Below are 17493 nucleotides of genomic sequence, written 5' to 3'. Positions count from 1 at the left end.
AGGTGTCTGGAAATATAGGGGCAAATCCAAAGAACCTGCCGGGCGATTTAGCTATTCAGGGACGCTAATTAAAAACCCCTCATTCGAGGGGTTTTGTTTTTACAGACCGTTCATCCTCGGCGGGCAACGCTCCAGCAGCTCCACGCTGCCATCTTCATTCTGCTGCTCCAGCATCACGTCAAAACCCCATAACCGGTGCACATGTTTCAGCACCTCTTTGCGGCCTTTATCCAGCGGGGCGCGGTTATGCGGAATATAACGCAAGGTGAGTGACCGGTCGCCACGCAGATCAACATTCCAGATTTGAATATTCGGCTCCAGATTGCTGAGGTTATATTGCGACGACAGTCGGCTACGAATTTCACGATATCCTTCCTCATTATGGATAGCGGAAATCTCCAGGTAATTGTGGCGATCGTCATCCAGCACGGTGAACAGGCGGAAATCGCGCATCACTTTTGGTGACAGGAACTGACTGATAAAGCTTTCATCTTTAAAATCGCGCATCGCGAAATGCAGCGTTTCCAGCCAGTCGGAACCGGCAATATCCGGGAACCAGTATCTGTCTTCTTCGGTGGGGGACTGACAGATACGCTTGATATCCTGGAACATCGCAAAACCCAGCGCATAAGGGTTTATCCCGCTATACCACGGGCTATTGTACGGCGGCTGGAATACCACGTTGGTGTGGCTATGCAGAAACTCCAGCATAAAACGCTCGGTAACTTTACCTTCATCATAAAGGTGGTTGAGGATGGTGTAATGCCAGAATGTGGCCCAGCCTTCGTTCATCACCTGCGTCTGTTTCTGCGGATAAAAATACTGGCTGACCTTGCGCACGATGCGTAACACCTCACGCTGCCAGGACTCCAGTAGTGGCGCGTTTTTCTCCATAAAATACAGCAGGTTTTCTTGCGGCTCGGAAGGATATCGCCGCGCTTCGGAAATGGTTTTCTCTTCCTCTTTCTTCGGCAGCGTGCGCCACAGCATATTCACCTGGCTTTGCAGATACTCTTCACGGCTTTTCTGCCGGGCTTTCTCTTCCTGTAGCGAGATTTTTTGTGGTCGTTTGTAACGGTCCACACCGTAGTTCATCAGCGCATGACAGGAGTCGAGGAGCTTTTCGACTTCATCTACACCGTAACGCTCTTCACACTGGGTAATGTAGTTTCGCGCGAAGATCAGATAGTCGACAATGGAACTGGCATCCGTCCAGCTACGGAACAGGTAGTTATTTTTGAAGAAAGAGTTATGTCCGTAGCAGGCATGCGCCATCACCAGCGCCTGCATGGTGATAGTGTTCTCTTCCATCAGATACGCGATACATGGATTGGAGTTAATGACGATTTCATAGGCCAGTCCCTGCTGACCATGCTTATACAAGCGCTCGGTTTCAATAAACTTCTTACCAAACGACCAGTGCGGATAGTTGATTGGCATCCCGACGCTGGAGTAGGCATCCATCATCTGTTCGGAGGTGATCACCTCGATTTGGTGCGGGTAGGTATCCAGTCTATAGAGTTTCGCCACGCGGTCTATTTCCGCCAGATAGACATCCAGCAGATCAAACGTCCAGTCGGGTCCATCGCTTAACCGTGTGCTGTCCTTGTTCATGGAATCAATCGTAGCCATTCGCGCACCCTCATTGTTGGCGGCACTCTCTGTCTGGAGTACCTCATTTCAAGCATAGATCATGGTGTTAAAAAACGTGCTGCGGCAGAAATTTTTTCTTTGCGATTTCACGATAGCGAGGCGTGGAAAAAAGGCATGTCCGCAAAATTTTATGCTGGATAAAAATAACGCACAGCATGAGATTCCAAAGCAGGGAGCTCCCTGCAATCACCGCTATATGTGAGATAAGTCACCATAAAAAAGCCATATGTTGAATAATATTTTCAACTGAGTTATCAAGATGTAATTAGATGATTGTTCTTTTACTGTTAATGGAGTGGCTATGCGAGTTGTCATACTGGGAAGTGGTGTCGTTGGCGTGACCAGCGCCTGGTACTTAAGTCAGGCTGGACACGATGTCACCGTCATTGATCGTGAGCCCGGTCCGGCACTGGAAACCAGTGCGGCAAATGCCGGACAAATCTCGCCAGGTTATGCAGCACCATGGGCGGCGCCAGGCGTACCGCTTAAAGCAATTAAATGGATGTTTCAGCGCCATGCCCCGCTGGCCGTCCGTCTCGACGGGACCCAGTTCCAGTTGAAATGGATGTGGCAAATGCTGCGCAACTGCGACACCAGCCACTACATGGAAAACAAAGGACGCATGGTGCGGCTGGCGGAATACAGCCGTGATTGTCTGAAAGCGCTGCGCGCTTCTACCGGCATTGAGTATGAAGGACGTCAGGGCGGAACGTTACAGCTGTTCCGTACGGCTCAACAGTATGAGAACGCCACCCGCGATATCGCCGTGCTCGAAGACGCGGGCGTGCCATATCAGTTGCTGGAAGCAAACCGCCTGGCTGAAGTCGAACCGGCACTGGCAGAAGTCGCGCACAAGCTGACCGGCGGTCTGCGTTTACCGAACGACGAAACCGGTGACTGCCAACTGTTTACCCAGCGCCTGGCGCAGATGGCCGAGCAAGCGGGCGTTACGTTCCGCTTTAACACCCCAGTTGATAAGCTGCTCAGCGAAGGTGAGCAAATATATGGCGTGCAGTGTGGCGAGGAAATCATTAAAGCCGATGCTTATGTGATGGCGTTTGGCTCTTACTCCACGGCGATGCTCAAAGGGATCGTGGATATTCCGGTCTATCCGCTGAAAGGTTATTCCTTGACCATTCCAGTGGCGCAGGATGACGGGGCACCGGTTTCTACTATCCTTGATGAAACTTACAAGATCGCCATTACTCGCTTTGATAACCGCATTCGCGTTGGCGGCATGGCGGAGATTGTTGGCTTCAATACCGAATTGCTGCAGCCACGCCGCGAAACGCTGGAGATGGTCGTACGTGATCTTTTCCCGCGCGGCGGTCATGTGGAACAGGCCACATTCTGGACCGGACTGCGCCCGATGACCCCGGACGGTACGCCGGTCGTGGGACGAACCCGCTTTAAGAATCTGCTACTCAATACCGGTCATGGCACGCTGGGCTGGACCATGGCCTGTGGATCCGGCCAGTTGCTGAGCGATATTTTGTCTGGCCGTACCCCAGCCATTCCTTACGACGATTTGAGCGTGGCGCGTTACAGTCCGGGGTTTACCCCCTCTCGTCCACGGCATTTACACGGCGCACATAACTGATAAGGACGAGAGATGACCCGCCCGATACTGGCCAGCATTGACCTGCAGGCGTTGAAACAAAATCTGGCCATTACGCGCCAGGCCGCACCGGACGCCCGCGTCTGGTCGGTAGTGAAAGCCAATGCCTACGGACACGGCATTGAACGAGTATGGAATGCGCTGGGCACAACCGACGGTTTTGCCATGCTCAATCTTGAAGAGGCGATAACCCTGCGCGAGCGGGGATGGAAAGGCCCGATATTAATGCTGGAGGGTTTTTTCCACGCCGACGACCTGACGGTATATGACAAATATCGTCTGACAACGTGTGTGCATAGTAACTGGCAGCTTAAAGCATTGCAGAATGCGCGTCTGAATGCACCGCTCGATGTTTATCTGAAGGTGAACAGTGGCATGAACCGTCTGGGTTTCCTACCGGACAGAGTTTCCACGGTCTGGCAACAGCTGCGGGCAATGCCCAACGTCGGTGAAATGACGCTGATGTCGCACTTCGCGGATGCAGAACACCCGAATGGCATTCAGGAAGCGATGACGCGTATTGCGCAGGCGACAGAAGGGCTGGAGTGCAGACGATCACTGTCCAATTCAGCTGCCACGCTGTGGCATCCTGAAGCGCATTATGACTGGGTTCGCCCTGGCATCATCTTGTACGGTGCTTCGCCGTCGGGGCAATGGCGAGACATCGCAAATACAGGTCTCAAACCTGTGATGACGTTAAGCAGCGAAATTATCGGCATACAAACGCTGAAAGCCGGCGATCGGGTCGGTTACGGAGGGCGTTACACTGCCAGTGGAGAGCAACGCATCGGCATTGTGGCGACCGGGTATGCAGATGGTTATCCGCGCCATGCGCCGAGCGGCACACCAGTGCTGGTGGACGGCGTGCGCACCAAAACGGTCGGAACGGTCTCAATGGATATGCTGGCGGTTGATCTGACGCCATGTCCTCAGGCGGGGATCGGCACGCCGGTAGAGCTGTGGGGCAAAGAGATTAAAATTGACGATGTGGCCGCTGCTGCGGGTACGGTGGGCTACGAGCTGATGTGTTCGCTGGCGCTGCGCGTACCGGTTGTGACGGTGTAACTTTATAAAATTGCCTGATGGCGCGCAGCTTTCAGGCCTGGAGGAGCAGTGTATTTTGTATGCCGGGTAGGCGCAGCTTCCACCCGGCAAAAACAGCTACGCTACTCATCCTCATCTTCAGCAACGCGAACACCAACCTTCAGCACCGCATTATCTTCTTTCTCGGCCACCGTCCAGATCATGCCAGCAAATTCCACCTGGTCACCGACGACCGGCGCGGCGCCTAACAGGTGCTGAACAATTTCACCCAGCGTTTGCTGTTTATCGCGATACTCTGTGCCATCGTCGAGGCCATATATCAGCGCCACGTCGGCATATTTTGCGCTGGCTTCGAGAATAAAATCCCCAAAGAAGCGCTGGTCTAACGATACCGGCGGCGACTGGCTGAATAGCTTGCCGAGAGCGGGGAGATCGCGCTCGCGACCAATGACGCACAACACGTCGCCTTCACGCAGGCGCGTGCTGCCCGACGGATGAAACAATACATTGTCACGAAACAGGGCGGCAATTCGCGTTTCTTCCGGCATATGCAGATCGCGCAATGCTGCTCCCACACACCACTTATCCGCGCTGAGCTGATAAACAAACTGCTCCCAAGGGTTATCCGGGTGAATATCCAGACCAATACGTGAAACGGGCCAGCCGACCGGCGGAACCACCACTTTGGCCTTTTTAGCCGCCCAGGAAAGCGACGTTCCCTGAAACAGCAGGGAGATCAGAACCACGAAGAAGGCCACATTAAAGAACAGACGCGCATTCTCCAGGCCCGCCATCATCGGGAAGACGGCAAGGATGATCGGCACCGCCCCGCGCAAGCCCACCCAACTGATAAAAATACGCTCGCGCAGATTGAAGCCACGGAACGGCAGCAGTCCGGCGAAGACCGACAGCGGACGTGCCACGAAAATCATCCACGCGGACAAAATCAGCGCCGGAATCGCGATAGGCAGCAGGTCGGACGGTGTGACCAGTAGCCCCAGCACCAGGAACATGGCGATTTGCGCCAGCCAGGCCAGGCCATCGAAGTTTTGCAGAATACCAAATCGGTTGCGGATTGGGCGATTACCCAGCAGGAAACCGCACAGGTAAACCGCCAGAATACCGCTGCCTTCCAGCGCGGTAGTCAGAGCAAAAATGAGGATCCCGCCGCTTAAGGCCAGTAACGGATACAGCCCGGCAGGCAACGAAATGCGGTTAATCATTTGCTGCAGCAGGTAGCCGCCGCCGAGTCCCAGCACAATCCCTAAGCCAAACTGTTGGAGAATATGCACCGCGAACATCCAGCTTAAACCGGTCTCGTGGTTTTGGATCATGGCGATAAGCGTGATAGTCAAAAACACCGCCATCGGGTCATTACTCCCGGATTCAATTTCCAGTGTGGAGCCAACACGTTCGTTAAGCCCCTTACCGCCAAGCAGGGAAAAGACCGCCGCCGCGTCGGTGGAACCGACTATCGCGCCAATCAATAGTCCCTCAATGAGATCCAGATTAAACAACCATGCGGCCATCATGCCGGTAAGTCCGGAGGTAATCAGTACCCCGACGGTCGCCAGTGATAGTGCCGGACCCAGCGCGACGCGAAAAGAGCTGGCCTGGGTGCGCATGCCGCCGTCGAGCAGGATAACCGCCAGCGCCAGGTTACTCACCATGTAGGCAAAAGGGTAGTTGTCAAAAGGAATACCGCCGACACCGTCCACACCGGCTAACATCCCGATAGCGAGAAATATCACCAGAATAGGGATGCCAAGACGTGATGAGAATGAACTGAGTAAGATACTGCAGGTGACGAGAACGGAACCCAAAATAAAAAGGCTAATAATTGCTGCGGCATCCAACGTTCGTTTACTCCTGAATTACGCTGTTTCGTATTAACAAACCCTAACATAATAACGACAGAAACAGCGTTTTACTTAGCCCTGTTAGTGGCTTTTTTTACGATTTAAGTACCGGATGACCATTTATGGTGAGCTGAGCGCCATTTTTATCGTTTTTCAGCATCGCATTCGCCCCCAAAGGCAGGGTGACGGTGCGCTGTTCATGACCAAAATCGAGACCGCTGATTAACGGAACTGACAATCTGGCGCGGAGAAAAGCGCAAACCGAATCAAGGCTGTAACCGTCGTCATAGTCATTGGGCGCACTGCCGCTAAAACTGCCAAGAATGATGGCGTTCTGCCGCGCCAGAATTCCCGCGTGGTATAGTTGCAGCAGCATGCGTTCAATACGGAATGGGTGCTCATTAATGTCTTCCAGCACCAACACACCGTTTTCGATAGCGGGCATCCACGGCGTGCCCATCAGCGAAATGATCATCGCCAGATTTCCGCCCCATAGCGTACCTTCGGTCGTACATGCCGGGCCGTTACTCTGCCATTCGAGGGTAAATTGGGGATGACGCAAAGCCTGCCAGAAATGGTACTCGGTAAACGTGTTCATCTCCTCGGCACCGAAGTTAGCCGCCAGCATTGGGCCGCTGAAGGTAATCACATTCCCTTGCGCCAGCAAACCGCACTGAATCGCCGTAAAATCGCTGTGCCCGCAGAGCAACAGCGGGTTTTGCTGCTGACGGGCAGCCAGCCCCTGCCAGTCGATACCTTCCAGTAAACGGCTGGCGCCATAGCCTCCGCGTACCGCCATGACAATGGTATCGGGCGTTTGCAGATTTACGAGCGAGTTCACATCAGCCAGACGCTCTGCTTCGGTGCCTGCAAAACGCTGGCAGCGGCGCGTAATGACCGCCGAATTCTCGACCTGATGACCGGCCTCAGTAAGCCGCGCAAGCCCACGTAATGCAGCCTGCTGGTTGATACAGTAGCCCGAAGGGGCAATTAAGTGAAACCGGGACATGGCATTTCCTTGCTACAACTAAAACCAAATGTATATCATGCCGCGTAGGTATGTCGTTGTCACCTCAGCGACAGGTTCCGGCTATAAGGATAGATGACGTGAAATTGAGATGGTTTGCTTTTTTGGTTGTATTACTTGCGGGCTGTAGTTCAAAACAGGATTACAAAAATCCGCCATGGAATGCTGAAGTTCCGGTCAAACGCGCAATGCAATGGATGCCGATCAGTGAAAAAGCCGGTGCGGCCTGGGGGGTCAGCCCACAATTGATTACCGCTATCATCGCCATTGAATCTGGCGGAAATCCGAATGCGGTCAGTAAATCGAATGCGATTGGTCTGATGCAGCTAAAAGCGTCTACGTCAGGGCGCGATGTTTATCGTCGCATGGGATGGAGTGGAGAGCCGTCGACCAGCGAGCTGAAAAATCCTGAGCGTAATATTTCGATGGGCGCCGCCTACCTGAGTATTCTTGAAACCGGACCGCTGGCCGGAATTGAAGATCCGCAGGTGATGCAATATGCGGTGGTGGTGTCGTACGCCAACGGGGCGGGCGCTCTGCTGCGAACGTTCTCCTCCGACAGGAAAAAAGCGATCAATAAGATCAACGATCTCAGTCCGGATGAATTTATCGATTATGTGGCTGATAATCATCCTGCGCCGCAGGCTCCACGCTATATCTGGAAGCTTCAACAAGCGCTGGATGCGATGTAATTCAGGTAATTTTAATCGCGCACCTTATTTGCTTTTTCCCGGGCTTCGCGCTCAAGGGAAAAAATAATCCGCTGTAAGTTCCTCTCCACCGCCGGGCCGACGTTGAGAAAACGAAAGCTCAGGCGGGGAGTGGTAATGGTTTCGTTTTTGCTGTCGATAACTTTGCGCTCGCTAATAGAAATGAGCTGGGCGTCAACGTGGTACACCCCCCATTGCGCCATGTTCAGTTCAACGTGTGAGAAGCGCATGCCTTCTACCAGTCCCTCTGGCTTTGCCGTTTCTAACAGTCCACCCATGCCGCCGAGAGACAAATCGAACAGGCGAAAATGCAGAATGCTGTTGTCCGGCATCTTTGCCGCGCAGCGATAGGGGGGATGCAGCGGCGCACCGATACGGAAATATTCCCGGCGCTGAATAAACCACAGTGAAGGCGGCAGCGTTGAGATAAATGCCGGTAGCCGCTGATACTCGCCTTTTTTAAGCTGTGGCAGGGTGAATTCCACTTTGGCACCCTGCGTTTCGGCGATAACTGAGATCTGGCTGGCCCGCTGCACGGCCTGGTTTTCATATTCCTGACTGCCAAAGTCCATGACCAGTTCGTCCGGGCTGACAGCCAGTATTTTGCTGATGAACTGGCCACCTGACCAGGAGATACGCAGTGGAACCTGCTGCGAATTTAAGTCCCTGAGTACGCCTAACACCGCTAACGGATTTTGCTTCAGGAACTGCTCATTGTAGATACTCACACCTAATGACTCCTGGATGCCGGGTTTATCGTTGGATTATCGGCATCAAACGACAGAACTTAAGACAAATGGATGAAATTTTTTACTAAAGCCAATGAATTAAGTCTACGCGTAAAAGCGTCATCCAACAGCTTGCCTATACTTAATGCACTGGCGCGGGAATAACGAGCGCACATTCACTGGAAAGAGGGCCTGAAAATGGGAATTATTGCCTGGATTGTTTTTGGTCTGATTGCGGGTGTTATCGCCAAACTGATTATGCCGGGGCGCGATGGCGGCGGTTTTATCCTGACCTGTATCCTCGGTATCGTCGGTGCTGTGGTCGGCGGATGGCTGGCAACGATGTTTGGTATCGGCGGTGATGTCAGCGGATTTAATCTCCACAGCTTCCTGGTGGCCGTAGTCGGCGCGATTGTTGTGCTGGGTGTTTTCCGGCTTGTGCGACGAGATTAACTGAACGGCCCCTGCGGGGGCCGTTTCTTTGTAATAGAAAGTTCGTTATGGCGTCGGTTGCATCTGCTTTTGAGGCTCAGTTGATGCTGTCCCAGCGGGGGCTGGACGCGATGCGGGGACGCTGTCACACGGTTTTTCTTTGGCACAAATCAGGTCGAGCATTTTTAGGGTAACGCCGTTGGTCCAGCCGAACCCATCCTGCAACGGATATTCACCGCCGCCACCGCCAGTGCCTGTGGTGCTTACGTCATACTTTTCAACCAGCTTTTTTTCGCGATCGTAAGTGTGCTGCACGTTGGTGAGAAATCTCCAGGTGACGTCCATGGCGACGTTATCCTGACCGTAATTCTGTAACCCGGATGCTGCGACCCACTGGAGCGGGGCCCAACCGTTTGGTGCATCCCATTGTTGGCCGCTTTTCACCGAGGTGGTAGCAAGGCCGCCGGGCTGCAGTAGATGCGCCTGGGTTGCCGCGGCGACCTTACTGGCGCGATCTTTTGCCGCCGCATTAACGTACAGCGGGAACAGGGCGGCGGCAGTAAGCTGATTACGTACTTTATGGCTCTTCAGATCGTAGTCGGCATACCAACCCTCTTTGTCGTTCCACAGGTGCTTTTCGATCCCTTTTTGCCGGTCATTGGCGAAGCCTTCGTACTGCGCGGCTTTGGCATCATCGCCGGCGGCTTTACTGGCGAGGGCGATCATTTTTTCCATTTTGTACATCAGCGCATTGAGATCGACCGGCACGATGCTGGTAGTACGCAAGGTGCCTAGCTGGTTGGGGTTATCCATCCAGCGGGAGCTAAAATCCCAGCCAGATGCGGCGGCGGAACGCAGGTCGCGGTAGATTTCGGTAGCCGGGCGGTTCGGGTTACTTTTGGCGGTGGCGATATCCTCCACCCATGACTCTGGCCTCGGTGTATCGCGGTCATCCCAGTAGCGGTTCAAAATGGTGCCGTCATCCAGCTTAACCACGCGCTTATTTTGCTGACCGGGCTGGAGCGTTTCGACGCCTTCCATCCAGTAGCTGTACTCTTTGAGCATTTGTGGAAGGTATTTTTTCAGCGCATCATCCCCGTCGTGCTGCGCCAGCAGTTCAACCATAAAGGCAAAGAACGGCGGTTGAGAACGGCTCAGATAATAGGTGCGGTTGCCGTTTGGAATGTGTCCCCAGGCATCAATCTCGTAAGCGAAGTTTGCCACCATGTCGGAAACCTTGTCCCAGTGATTACTTTCGGCAAGCCCCAGCATGGTGAAATAGCTGTCCCAATAATATATTTCGCGAAAACGTCCGCCTGGTACCACATATGGCTCCGGAAGCGGCAGCAGCGAGTCCCATTTTTCAGCATCGGTTGTCGAGCGGGTTAGCACTGGCCACAGCCCATCAATATGCTCGCGCAGCGATTGCCCGGCAGGGGGGACGTATTTCTCACCTTCTTTCGGTAGGGTAAAATTTACCCCGACAAAATGACGTAAATCGAATCCAGATTGATTCTTTTGCATTCGGTAATCGGCGAGGATCATTAACGGATCGCTATTGGGAACCGCGTCAGCAAAGGTTTTTTGGTCAGGGAAAAGTTTGGCCGTTTGTACATCGTTAAACAAAGGGCCAAGCAGAATATCAGGCGGTTGCGGTGTCGTTGCTGGCGCGTCCTCCGCATTGACGGTAAAAGAGGTAAAGGCAAAAAGGGTACTGGCAAGCGTCAGTTTTATCGCGACAGAAAGCAGGCCGGGATGGCGAATTGCTGGTGTTATCATCGGTTAATCTCCTTAGCGGCGTGCCGAAGCAGCGGCATTTACCATGAGAAAACCTTAGTTCAGGATCGACCGTTGCGCGTGATCGGCTCCCCATTTTGCGAATAAACAGACATTTCCCGACGAACGCTGAAGATGCACACCCTGTCGAGAAGGGTGTGCTGATGCCATTAATCTGTATGGGTTATCCGATGCGCCACGCAGTCAATAGTGACGGTATCTCCCATCTTTATGCTATCGAGGGTCTCCCCAAGCTGACACATCCAACAAAGTCCCATTTCACGGGCGATAATCGCCGGGTGAGAAGCCTCGCTCCCGGCACGCAGGCAGATCCCTTTGATGGTCAGCGGATCGAGTTGCAATACCGTAGACGGATAAATGACGTCCGCGATCAGGATTGTCGGACGGGTGAACGTCGGGATTTGCGCCGTCACTCCAGTCAAATGCTGCAGCGAACGAGACAGTAAATCTTCAATGTCGATATATCGCGCCTGTAAGTAGGGATCATCGAGCTGTAAATACTGTTGGCTAAGTTCGCTCAGCACCTGCTGCCAGGCGCAGGCGGCGCTACACTGCTTTTCACGCATTACGTCGCAGGCCATATCGAACAGCTCGGGATCGTCCAACAGCGTGTGGTGACCGGAGAAGATCGCGGCGATATCGGCGGAATACTTCTCTTCAGCAAGCGCGGTTAGCTCGCTTAAATCGTTCAGCGTGCTCTGGATGGCGGCCTGTAATCGCTGCTGCTCAGCCTGCAATGATGCAGCAGGCTGCTGGCTTATTTCGGGTGAGAATGGCGCGTAACAAAATACCGTCCCCGTCGCTCGTGACGGGACCTGAGTCGCCGCGTTTTTCGCCTGCGTTGGCTCAAGCGATTCGCCAAAATTCTCTGCCGCCAGCTGTTTGAACGCGGCCAGCGCATCTTCTGCCTGTTCTCCTTTGGCAATCAGGCGCAGCGTGTCGTTACAACGCACCTGCAGTAAGGCTATCTGATTGAGGCTATCAGGAACGACGCACTTGCCGTTTTTCTCCAGCCACATGTCGGCATTAAATCCAGACAGCGTAGATACCAGCCGTGAGGCCGGACGAACGTGGATGCCGTTGGGGTTTTTCACCACAATGGCAATCGAACGGGCATCTGTGTCGGGGGATAGTTCGGCAGAAGCGGACTTTGCTGCCGAGGGCGAAGGTAAACCCAGTTGCTCACATTTGGCGTCGAGGGCGTTCATGGCATCACGGATGACCCGCTCGATATCAGCACCCGCAGCGGCGCTAACCGTCGCGGCCAGCGTGCCTTCAACCAGCGGGGCGGCGCACAGACGGACTTTCGCGGCGATGTCAGGGTCGAGCAGTTCAAGGGCGGTTTCCGCACTCAGTAACGCGCTGCCGATATCCATCATCACTAATACGTGATCCGTATCAGCCACGGACTCGATGGCTTCCATCACCTTAATCGGATCGGTGCCAATCGGATTCTCGGGATCGTCAATGCCTGCGGCAATAGCGAGTTTACAGCCATCGCTCATTAACATTTGTCGGGCTAACGCGCCGACGCCTTCGCCCAGTTGGGCGCTGTGAGACACAATAACCAGGTTTACCATCGCTTTATCCTTACTCTCTGGACGCCTGAGCCAGCATTTGCATCATAAACATGACGGACGTTGCGCCAGGATCCTGATGGCCAATGCTGCGTTCACCAAGGTAGCTGGCGCGGCCTTTGCGTGCCTGCATGGTGATGGTGCTTTGCGCCGCAGCTTCCGCTTGTTGGCTTGCAGCTTCCAGCGCTGCCTGTACGCTTAACTTTTGCTCGCAGGACTGACGTAAAGATTCGACCACCGGTAGCCAGACGTCGCACATGGTTTTGTCGCCAGGCTCAGCTTTACCACGGCTAATGACGCCTTCTGCGCCATCGCGAATCATTTGATACAACTCGTCCAGCGTCAGGCTCTGGTGGGCTTGCGTGACCTGGGCGGCGCGGATGAAAAAGGTACCGAACAGCGGGCCGCTGGCTCCGCCAACGCTGGAGAGCAATACCATGCCGGTATTTTTTAAAATAAAGCCGATGTCTTTATCGGAGATGGACGGCAGTTTTTCGACCACTTTACTAAAGCCACGGTGCATATTCAGACCGTGGTCGGCATCGCCGATTTCCCGGTCCAGTCCGGTGAGAAAATCACTTTCGGTAGTGAATATTTCGCCGCAGTGATAGAGCCAGTTAACAATTTGCGTTCTGGTGAGGGACATCATGAATCTCCTTATTTACCCCAGTTGAGAGCAGGGGTGTGAACCGGTGCATCCCATAAATTCAGCGTTTCGTCATCCACCTGTAACAGGGTGATTGAGAAGCCGGTCATATCCAGAGAGGTGCAGTAAGAACCGATCAGGTTGCGCTCAATGACGATCCCTGCATCCTGGCAACGGCTTTCAAGGCGGTTATACACGCCGAAGAGTTCTGACAACGGCGTTGCACCGAGATTATTGACCAGCGCAATGACGCGATCGCCGCTTTGCAACGCCCGCTTGCTTTCTTTGCCTTCCTGCCATGCGCCCTGGACGTTGTCCCAATGACGCAGCGTGCGGCTGTAGTTGCCGTTTTCCAGCAGCGTGTCGAACATTTCATCTACGGTTTGGTCGAGAGACGTGAAGGCCCGGCGGTCAATGCCCGGTTCCCCGTGGATACCCACGCCAAATTCCATTTCGTTATCCTGCAGCGTGAACGACGGTTGCCCGGCGGCCGGAACGGTACAGGCACCAATGGCGATCCCAATGGAGTGCCCCTGGTTATTCAGTTGACGCCCGAGTGCCGCGCAGGCTTCCAGCGAGTCACCGCGTTCGGCGGCCGCGCCGACCAGTTTTTCTATCAATACGGTATTCGCCACGCCACGACGACCGGCGGTATACAGACTGTCTTTCACCGCGACGTCGTCATCCACCACCATGGTCGTGACTTTTATACCGCTGTCGTGCAGCAACTCGGTGGCGGTTTCGAAGTTAAGAATGTCGCCGGTGTAATTCTTGATGATCAGCAGGACGCCTTCACCGCCGTCAATTTGCATGGCGCATTCGAACATTTTATCCGGCGTAGGTGAGGTAAAAATTTCACCCGGGCAGGCCCCGGCGAGCATGCCCTGCCCAATATAACCGCAGTGCATTGGTTCATGTCCGCTGCCGCCGCCGGAGAGGAGCGCCACTTTGCCCATCACCGGCGCATCTGCGCGAGTGACGTACACCGGGTCCTGATGCAGCGCCAGTGAGGGGTAAGCCTTCGCCAGTCCGGCGAGTTGTTCATTCAGTACGTCTTCAACACGGTTGATCAATTTTTTCATTATTTATGCTCCGCAGACAGTCCTGGATGCTGCCAAAATTCTGCAGCCATCTGATGTAGGGTATCGGTTTGTACAACGCTACGGCGACCGCTCGCTGCCGATAAGGTAATTTTGCACACAGGTATGCAAAAAAAAATTGTGTGAGTTAGCGTTTCAATACGAAACATTGCCACCTCAATATGTTCCATATTGAAACGATGTGGCGTGAAATTCGCCAAAAATGCGACGTTGGGCATCCTTTTGTTTTAGGGGCCGCAGAAAGGGGTGACAGGCAGCTTCATCAGAATAAAGGGCGTGAACGAACAGGAAGCGGAGGATGAAAGTTAAAACCGCGCAGGCAGGTGGTTGATCGCCACCAGTTTTCCTTGATCAAGTTCGATATATCCCCCTTTTTTTAAGGCTGCGAGCATTTTCATCACACTACTACGTGAAAGGTGCGTCCTGTCCAGAATGTACTGGTAGGCGGCAATCTGCTGGCGAATGTTGTCTGATTCTTTGGCCAGAGCCTGTAGTTGATAGCACAGCACATCATAAGTGGTGGGGGCCGCTACCATCTCATTTTGAATAAACAGTTTATTTGTCACGATGATCATATGCCGGGCCATGAGCTCCCAAAGCTGTTTTGCTTCAATGCGTGCCATAACGGTTTCCAGTGGGACAGTCGCAACTTCGCATTCCTCAAGGGCGCGGAGCAATAGTTTCTCTGATAATGCACTGGTGAAGCCGAGAGACACCGGCGCAGAGGCGATGCCTAAAGCCAGATTATTCTCCAGGTTTTCAATACTTACCGTACCCTGGCGGATAAACTGACACAGATGTTCTCCAGAATGGATAAATACGAAGCGGCTACCTTTGGGGTAGCGCCTGAACTCGCATTCTTCTGTCAATTGTCGCAGCAACTCTGGAGCATAAGGCGAGGGTTGTTTCAGCAGGTTTATCGGCGATTCATGAGGCATAATGGGGTTATCCCGCATAGATTTTCATTCGTTTACGTTGTGCAGCATAGCGTACGGTTAATACTTCAGGGGAATATTTTGCTGTATTTGTTTCAATACGCCGCGCTCGGTAACGATATAGCCGCCTTTTTTTAATTCGGCCAGAATTTTCATGATACTGCTGCGCGACAGAAACGTGCGGCTCTGAATATAGTTTGCGGCGGTAATGTGTTGCCGAAACTCGTCAGATTCGCGAATCAACTCATAAAGTTGTGAGCGAATAATATCGTAAGAGGTTGGGGCGGAAATGCGAGTACAATGGTCATAAACACGCCCGGCCGTATAAATGAGTAACCTGGACAGACTCTCCCACAGGTCCTCATCGGCAATAATCTCATTAGCTTTTTCCAGAGGAATGGCCGCTACGGTTGAGCACTCTTCACTCCGCATAAAGAGATATTCCGATTCTGCAAGCTGATTGCTTAGCCCGAAGATAAATGGCGCGACTTCAGAATTCAGCATAAAGCCGTCGCGTTGCCTGAAGATCGCAATCGTGCCATTCAATAGCAAATAACATTGATGAGAATTATTACTTTTGTAGTTAATTATTTGTCTGTATTTTGTTTCACAAATGTTAGCGTTCGGCTTTAGCTTCTCAATGATATTTATTATGTGCTCCACCGGCTTTATCGGTAAGGCATGATACATGCTTGATTCAATGATTATTTTTGTTTCAGGCATGAGTCGCCCTCCTCAATGAATATGCTGTTAAAAACAATATAAGATGTTGTTGGTTTTAATAATTATGGTAATGAGAGGGGAATAATGGAATCCATCGCAAGGTGTAAAATTACACCGAAAAATAACTTGAGCAAATGTGTGTATCTATATCAAAATTGCCCATAAGCAGAAGAGCAATAGCATCTAATAAGGATCGGCCTTCCTCACCTGGAGGCCTAATCCAATCCTTGTTAATTTGCGGTAATTATTATTTCTCTCAGTGCTTTCGAAGTGATGGCAATAATAAAGCATGGGGCGTTATTTGCATCAGGGTAAATAACAATGCAGCACTATAAATAAAAGTTAAGGAAAGCAATTATGAATAAGAATGTGATAGCGAAGACGTTGTCTGCTGCGGCCATTCTCATAGCCTCAAACGCAATGGCCTATGATGGTACGGTTATTTTTAATGGTGAAATCCTCGATTCGGCCTGTACCGTTGATATTGGTAGTAGCAATACGTTGATGGTCGACCTGGGACGTGTCTCTAAAACAGCATTCGCCAGTACTGGCGATGAAGCATCCACCACAAAGTTTACGCTACGGCTGAAAGATTGCCCGGCCAGCGTGGCCGCAGCAAAGGTGAAATTTGACGGTGCGCATGACGGTAATGACAGTAGCTTGTTGGCCATCACACAAGGTTCCGGGTCGGCAAGCGGCGTGGCAATACGTCTTAAGACGGCAGACAGTATGAACTTGGGACTTAATCAGGACAACGGTTATACCTACATGTTATCCAGTACCGCGGATAATAATCTGGATTTCTATGCCGCCTATGTGGCAACCGTTGTGCCTGTTCTTCCTGGCGCGGCTAACGCGGTGGCTAATTTCACTGTTAACTACAACTGATTTACCTGTGCAGTTTTAAGGGCCGGCAAACGGCCCTTTCAGAGGTTTATGATGAGAGTATTACGTTTTTGTATGTTGCTCCTGGTTATTGTGGCGATCGGTATTACTACTGCGCATGCGGGTGTTTCAATCGGTGGTACCCGAGTCATTTACGATGGCGGAAAGAAAGAGGCTTCGCTGAGCGTTAATAACCCTGATGCGGTTCCTTACTTAATTCAATCGTGGATTGAAACGCAAAGCAACGACGTGGTAAAAGCACCGTTTATCATTACTCCACCGCTTTATCGGTTGGATAAAGGACAGCGAAACGTAATGCGCATTATTCGCGCAGGTAATTTGCCAGAAGATAAAGAATCTCTGTTCTGGCTCAATATTAAATCGATACCGTCTGCAGAACGTAAAGATAATACATTACAAATAGCTATCAAAACGCGAATAAAACTGATCTACAGGCCGCCAGGATTAACCCAGTCAACACCAGATGCGCAGGTAGAAAAACTACACTGGAAATCGAACGGTAAATATATTCAGGTGACGAACCCATCCGCATACTTTATTAATTTTAATGAAATTACCGTGGCAGGTAAAAGAATCGAAGACGTCACGTTTGTCGCGCCCGGACGCAGCGCGAGTTTCGCACTACCGACAGGTATTACCGGTGGAGTAATAACCTACAGAATTATTAATGATTACGGCGGAATAAGTGAGGCGTATCACGCTTCACTCTAAAACTCAGTCCGGACGGGAAGATTATGT

Annotated in this window: 16 protein-coding genes and 1 pseudogene; 7 read left to right on the top strand and 10 right to left on the bottom strand. The window is 52.3% G+C overall.

Annotated elements, in window-relative coordinates; all coding sequences use genetic code 11:
* Positions 1–99 precede the first annotated feature (99 nt).
* Positions 100–1632: a SpoVR family protein gene (locus FDX14_RS20875; RefSeq protein ID WP_006684212.1), complete on the bottom strand. Its 1533-nt coding sequence runs from the start codon at positions 1630–1632 to the stop codon at positions 100–102.
* Between the two features lie 322 nt (positions 1633–1954).
* On the opposite strand from FDX14_RS20875, the gene FDX14_RS20870 reads away from it, so the two are divergent.
* The 3 genes and pseudogenes from FDX14_RS20870 to FDX14_RS25790 all read left to right on the top strand — a co-directional run.
* Entirely contained in the window at positions 1955–3253 is a 1299-nt protein-coding gene (locus tag FDX14_RS20870) for a D-amino acid dehydrogenase (RefSeq protein WP_042307891.1), read from the top strand.
* Positions 3254–3265: 12 nt separating this feature from the next.
* Complete coding sequence (gene dadX, locus FDX14_RS20865; RefSeq protein ID WP_137350167.1) at positions 3266–4336, top strand: catabolic alanine racemase DadX; 1071 nt, start codon at positions 3266–3268, stop codon at positions 4334–4336.
* Between the two features lie 17 nt (positions 4337–4353).
* Positions 4354–4500: pseudogene (locus tag FDX14_RS25790) on the top strand (hypothetical protein); the annotation flags it as partial.
* Here the strand turns inward: FDX14_RS25790 and FDX14_RS20860 are convergent.
* Together FDX14_RS20860 and ldcA are read right to left on the bottom strand one after the other, a co-directional pair.
* On the bottom strand, positions 4438–6171 hold the full coding sequence (locus FDX14_RS20860; protein ID WP_042307893.1) for a potassium/proton antiporter: 1734 nt from the start codon (positions 6169–6171) through the stop codon (positions 4438–4440). The pseudogene FDX14_RS25790 and the gene FDX14_RS20860 sit on opposite strands and share 63 nt — an antisense overlap.
* 97 nt (positions 6172–6268) lie before the next feature.
* A complete protein-coding gene (gene ldcA / locus FDX14_RS20855) occupies positions 6269–7183 on the bottom strand; it encodes a muramoyltetrapeptide carboxypeptidase (protein ID WP_042307895.1) in 915 nt (304 codons plus the stop codon).
* A gap of 98 nt (positions 7184–7281) precedes the next feature.
* Here ldcA and emtA point away from each other — a divergent pair, with 98 nt between their 5' ends.
* A complete protein-coding gene (gene emtA / locus FDX14_RS20850) occupies positions 7282–7893 on the top strand; it encodes a membrane-bound lytic murein transglycosylase EmtA (protein ID WP_042307896.1) in 612 nt (203 codons plus the stop codon).
* A gap of 11 nt (positions 7894–7904) precedes the next feature.
* On the opposite strand, the gene ycgR is transcribed toward emtA, so the two are convergent.
* The gene (gene ycgR / locus FDX14_RS20845) at positions 7905–8639 is read right to left on the bottom strand and encodes a flagellar brake protein YcgR (protein ID WP_042307898.1); all 735 of its coding nucleotides are present in this window, start codon (positions 8637–8639) and stop codon (positions 7905–7907) included.
* 198 nt (positions 8640–8837) lie between these two features.
* On the opposite strand from ycgR, the gene FDX14_RS20840 reads away from it, so the two are divergent.
* The gene (locus FDX14_RS20840) at positions 8838–9092 is read left to right on the top strand and encodes a GlsB/YeaQ/YmgE family stress response membrane protein (RefSeq protein ID WP_006684222.1); all 255 of its coding nucleotides are present in this window, start codon (positions 8838–8840) and stop codon (positions 9090–9092) included.
* A gap of 45 nt (positions 9093–9137) precedes the next feature.
* Here FDX14_RS20840 and FDX14_RS20835 read toward each other — a convergent pair whose 3' ends face one another.
* The 6 genes from FDX14_RS20835 to FDX14_RS20810 form a co-directional block, all read right to left on the bottom strand.
* Complete coding sequence (locus tag FDX14_RS20835) at positions 9138–10850, bottom strand: alpha,alpha-trehalase (protein WP_137350166.1); 1713 nt, start codon at positions 10848–10850, stop codon at positions 9138–9140.
* Between the two features lie 167 nt (positions 10851–11017).
* Positions 11018–12448, bottom strand: a complete 1431-nt coding sequence (gene dhaM, locus FDX14_RS20830; protein WP_137350165.1) for a dihydroxyacetone kinase phosphoryl donor subunit DhaM — start codon at positions 12446–12448, stop codon at positions 11018–11020.
* Between the two features lie 10 nt (positions 12449–12458).
* A complete protein-coding gene (gene dhaL / locus FDX14_RS20825) occupies positions 12459–13091 on the bottom strand; it encodes a dihydroxyacetone kinase subunit DhaL (protein ID WP_137350172.1) in 633 nt (210 codons plus the stop codon).
* Positions 13092–13102: 11 nt separating this feature from the next.
* Positions 13103–14173, bottom strand: a complete 1071-nt coding sequence (gene dhaK / locus FDX14_RS20820) for a dihydroxyacetone kinase subunit DhaK (RefSeq protein ID WP_137350164.1) — start codon at positions 14171–14173, stop codon at positions 13103–13105.
* Positions 14174–14496: 323 nt separating this feature from the next.
* Positions 14497–15147 (bottom strand): winged helix-turn-helix transcriptional regulator, encoded by a 651-nt coding sequence (locus tag FDX14_RS20815; RefSeq protein ID WP_252182547.1) that lies wholly within the window; start codon positions 15145–15147, stop codon positions 14497–14499.
* 39 nt (positions 15148–15186) lie between these two features.
* A complete protein-coding gene (locus FDX14_RS20810) occupies positions 15187–15849 on the bottom strand; it encodes a winged helix-turn-helix transcriptional regulator (protein ID WP_170973609.1) in 663 nt (220 codons plus the stop codon).
* Positions 15850–16206: 357 nt separating this feature from the next.
* On the opposite strand from FDX14_RS20810, the gene FDX14_RS20805 reads away from it, so the two are divergent.
* Positions 16207–16737, top strand: a complete 531-nt coding sequence (locus FDX14_RS20805) for a fimbrial protein (RefSeq protein ID WP_137350163.1) — start codon at positions 16207–16209, stop codon at positions 16735–16737.
* A 51-nt stretch (positions 16738–16788) separates the two neighbouring features.
* Positions 16789–17466 (top strand): fimbrial biogenesis chaperone, encoded by a 678-nt coding sequence (locus FDX14_RS20800; protein ID WP_137350169.1) that lies wholly within the window; start codon positions 16789–16791, stop codon positions 17464–17466.
* The last annotated feature ends 27 nt before the right edge of the window (positions 17467–17493 follow it).

Origin of the sequence: Citrobacter sp. wls710 (genome assembly GCF_005281115.1) — a bacterium.
Taxonomy (GTDB): Bacteria; Pseudomonadota; Gammaproteobacteria; order Enterobacterales; family Enterobacteriaceae; genus Citrobacter; species Citrobacter werkmanii.
This window is presented reverse-complemented; position numbering and strand designations above follow the sequence as displayed.

What these genes read in the sequence shown, in the direction of transcription:
- FDX14_RS20805 (WP_137350163.1), top strand. Translation starts at nt 16,207, where the DNA reads ATGAATAAGAATGTGATAGCGAAGACGTTGTCTGCTGCGGCCATTCTC.
- dhaM (WP_137350165.1), bottom strand. Translation starts at nt 12,448, where the DNA reads ATGGTAAACCTGGTTATTGTGTCTCACAGCGCCCAACTGGGCGAAGGC.
- dadX (WP_137350167.1), top strand. Translation starts at nt 3,266, where the DNA reads ATGACCCGCCCGATACTGGCCAGCATTGACCTGCAGGCGTTGAAACAA.
- FDX14_RS20870 (WP_042307891.1), top strand. Translation starts at nt 1,955, where the DNA reads ATGCGAGTTGTCATACTGGGAAGTGGTGTCGTTGGCGTGACCAGCGCC.
- FDX14_RS20840 (WP_006684222.1), top strand. Translation starts at nt 8,838, where the DNA reads ATGGGAATTATTGCCTGGATTGTTTTTGGTCTGATTGCGGGTGTTATC.
- FDX14_RS20815 (WP_252182547.1), bottom strand. Translation starts at nt 15,147, where the DNA reads ATGCGGGATAACCCCATTATGCCTCATGAATCGCCGATAAACCTGCTG.
- FDX14_RS20875 (WP_006684212.1), bottom strand. Translation starts at nt 1,632, where the DNA reads ATGGCTACGATTGATTCCATGAACAAGGACAGCACACGGTTAAGCGAT.
- FDX14_RS20810 (WP_170973609.1), bottom strand. Translation starts at nt 15,849, where the DNA reads ATGCCTGAAACAAAAATAATCATTGAATCAAGCATGTATCATGCCTTA.
- dhaL (WP_137350172.1), bottom strand. Translation starts at nt 13,091, where the DNA reads ATGTCCCTCACCAGAACGCAAATTGTTAACTGGCTCTATCACTGCGGC.
- ldcA (WP_042307895.1), bottom strand. Translation starts at nt 7,183, where the DNA reads ATGTCCCGGTTTCACTTAATTGCCCCTTCGGGCTACTGTATCAACCAG.
- FDX14_RS20800 (WP_137350169.1), top strand. Translation starts at nt 16,789, where the DNA reads ATGAGAGTATTACGTTTTTGTATGTTGCTCCTGGTTATTGTGGCGATC.
- FDX14_RS20835 (WP_137350166.1), bottom strand. Translation starts at nt 10,850, where the DNA reads ATGATAACACCAGCAATTCGCCATCCCGGCCTGCTTTCTGTCGCGATA.
- dhaK (WP_137350164.1), bottom strand. Translation starts at nt 14,173, where the DNA reads ATGAAAAAATTGATCAACCGTGTTGAAGACGTACTGAATGAACAACTC.